This window comes from Caulobacter sp. SRI_008 (assembly GCF_057586355.1).
Genome location: NZ_JBYCZS010000054.1, coordinates 1 through 2,747 on the forward strand (window position 1 = coordinate 1; position 2,747 = coordinate 2,747).

Sequence of the window (2,747 nt, forward strand, 5' to 3'; positions counted from 1 at the left end):
GGTCCAGAAGTACGAGAGCGGCGTGAACCGCATCAGCGCCTCGAAGCTCTATGCGGCGGCGGTGGCGCTCCAGACGCCTCCCGCGTTCTTCTTCGAGGGCTTCAGCGATCCGCGCGGCGAGACGTGCCCCGACGATCCCGGCCGGAAGAGCCGTCTCGCGCAGGCGTTCCTCGCGATGCCCGAGGGCATCGAGGCCGCCGAGGCGTTCGCGCGGCTTGGCCCTGGCCGGGCGCGCCGGCACATCCTCTCTCTGCTGCATGTGATCGTAGACGAGCAGTGACCGGCGGCACGCGGATGATGCGGAGGAGCCCGGAGCCCATTGGGGGGTGAACTCCGGGCAGGCACTGGAAGGACTGGCGCCTATTCTCACGATCGGCGCCGGCACGCCCACTACCGAGCGGGAGACTGCGCCTGCGCGCCGGGGGCCGCAATACCCTAGAAATAGGGGGTGTGGACAATACTCGATATCGATCGATTCAATCGGCAATCGCGCCAAAATTCAAAATTGTAGTTGAGTGACCGGGGCGATGCAGCCCATGCTCTTTGCAACGGACAAGGAGCATTAGCGGTGGAAGACAAGAACTCGGGCCTCATCACTCTCGCGACCGACATTGTCGCCGCGTACGTGGGCAACAACGCCATTTCCATTGCGGAGCTGCCGGCGCTGATCCGCCGCGTCCATGACGCCCTGGCGGACATCGGCCGGCCGGCGGAGGCCGCCCCCGACGCGCTGGTCTTCAAGGCCACCCCGGGCCAGATCCGCAAGTCGATCACGCCCGACGCGCTCATCAGCTTTGAGGATGGCCGGCCGTACAAGACGCTGAAGCGCCACCTCACCACCCATGGCCTGACCGTAGAGGCGTACAAGGCAAAGTGGGGCCTGCCCTCCGACTACCCGACCACGGCCCCGGCCTATAGCGAGGCCCGTTCGGCCATGGCGAAGGCCCTGGGTCTCGGCCAGGGCGGCCGCAAAGCTAAGGCCCGCACGAAGAAGGCGTAGCTCGGGCGAAGCGATCACGGAGAGCCGCTCCCTCCCGCCTCCTAGGCCGCCTGGGCTCAACGCCGAGACGACGTCAGGCGGCTCATGAACCGAGGCGCAGCACCAGGAGCGTGGCGAGGCCGGCGGCGGCGAACACCCCTGCCACGAGCAGCGGGAAGGGCCATCGGCCGCGCTTGCTCGCGCGCTCCGAGACGGCGCGAAAGCGCCGCTGAAGCGCCTTCAATCGCCGTTCGCTGCCGGGGCCTTCAAGAGGGCGTTCTAGGTGTTGCATCGCGGCGCTCCCTAGACGTCCATCCTGCCGCACAGCCCCTAACTTCGGGTTTCCATGTAAGACGCCAGCTAACCGGACGGTCAGCGCTGCGCAGGCCGGTCAGTCCGCGCCAGGCTATTGGGCACGTCGAACGTCCACTTCCAGAGCGGCCGCTATTTCCCGCTTCTAGCTACTCTTGGCCGCCAAGGGTGGCCAAGAATCTTATAGTGCACACGGAGAGGAAAAAGGGCGGCGACCCTCACGCATCAACCGCCCAATGTGGATTGCTTCAATAGCTCGCGGTCCATTTGATGAAGGCCGTAGCGCAGATCTGGTGGCCGTTCACGCCATTGGCGGTGGCCTCAATAACGGCATGGTCGTTGTGCTCCTCGACGACGCGAGCATCCAGGCGGTCCTTGGGGTCGGTGACGGTCGTCTGAATCTCGACAGACGGCACCTTGGGCAGCACTTTTCGGAACGAGATGATGTACTTCGTCCCTTCGATGTAGGCGCACTGGCCGTTTCCGCTGACCCGATGCTCCCCGTCCAGAACCCTAACCTCGGAGGGATCGGCGCTGGCGGAGATCGGGAGCACGCTGAGGGCGCTGGTGAACAACAGGGCGGGGATGACGAAGCGCTTCATGACACTCTCTCGTTTTTGTTTTCCACGCGCTGATCGCGAAGATGAAAGTGATCTTATGGTCGAGCTTCTGAACCCACGCTGAGCCGGGTGTTATCTGCTGTTCACGTGGCCAGGCTGGCGACGATTTGTCGTGAAGAGACCAGAGCCACATGTCGCCGCTCCACCCTTCTCGGAAGTTGGCGGTGCCCGCTTCCAGGGGGGCAGCGCCACGTCATTGGTCGTCCAGATTCGCGGCGCTGGCCGTCCGGTTGGCTTGCGCCCTGTAGTTTCCATGCCGCCCTTTGGTCTCCATTGCCCGCTAGCCCGACATGCGTCGTTGGCCCGGTCGCGCAGGAGTCCTGCACGTGCCGCGCAACGGAAGGGCGCAGGGCGTGCAAGAATCTTGCGGATTCCGTGCAAGGATTCTGCGCGCTCGTACCGGATTCTTGCACGCGTCCGGACGGACCAAGAACGCCTAGCGAACGCAGGCTGAACGGCGCGTTAGCGGTCTAGCGTCTCCCCGCTGAACGGCCGGCTCGGCGTCCCGTCTATCATCAGCCGCACGTAGAAATGCCGATGTGGCAGGTTCAGCAGATCCTCCACGCCGAACACCGGCTGGAACTCGCGGGCGAGGAGCCCGGCGTCCTCGGGTCCCACGCGGAAGCTGACGAGCGTGCCCACGTTCCCAAGGACGGCTTTGCGCACTTCTGCCGGCACGGCATCGAGGTACTGCGAGGCGAGCACCAGGCCCGCGCCGTGCTTCCGTAGCTCCGACATCATGTTCACGAACGCCAGCGTCGTGAAGGTCTGGAACTCGTCCACGTAGAGGAAGAACGGGCGGCGATCGGCCGGGGCTTGGTCCGCGCGGCTGAAGT

3 protein-coding genes and 1 pseudogene are annotated in these 2,747 nt (G+C 65.0%); 2 read left to right on the plus strand and 2 right to left on the minus strand.

All coding sequences use genetic code 11. The annotated features are described in order from the left end of the window. Positions 1–280: pseudogene (locus AC2YHT_RS25600) on the plus strand (transcriptional regulator); the annotation flags it as partial. 288 nt (positions 281–568) lie between these two features. Beyond that, entirely contained in the window at positions 569–1,000 is a 432-nt protein-coding gene (locus AC2YHT_RS25605; RefSeq protein ID WP_487292603.1) for a Ros/MucR family transcriptional regulator, read from the plus strand. A 539-nt stretch (positions 1,001–1,539) separates the two neighbouring features. Here the strand turns inward: AC2YHT_RS25605 and AC2YHT_RS25610 are convergent. Further along, the gene (locus AC2YHT_RS25610) at positions 1,540–1,893 is read right to left on the minus strand and encodes a hypothetical protein (RefSeq protein ID WP_487292604.1); all 354 of its coding nucleotides are present in this window, start codon (positions 1,891–1,893) and stop codon (positions 1,540–1,542) included. Between the two features lie 480 nt (positions 1,894–2,373). After that, on the minus strand, positions 2,374–2,747 hold a 374-nt coding region (locus tag AC2YHT_RS25615; RefSeq protein ID WP_487292605.1), incomplete at its 5' end, for a hypothetical protein.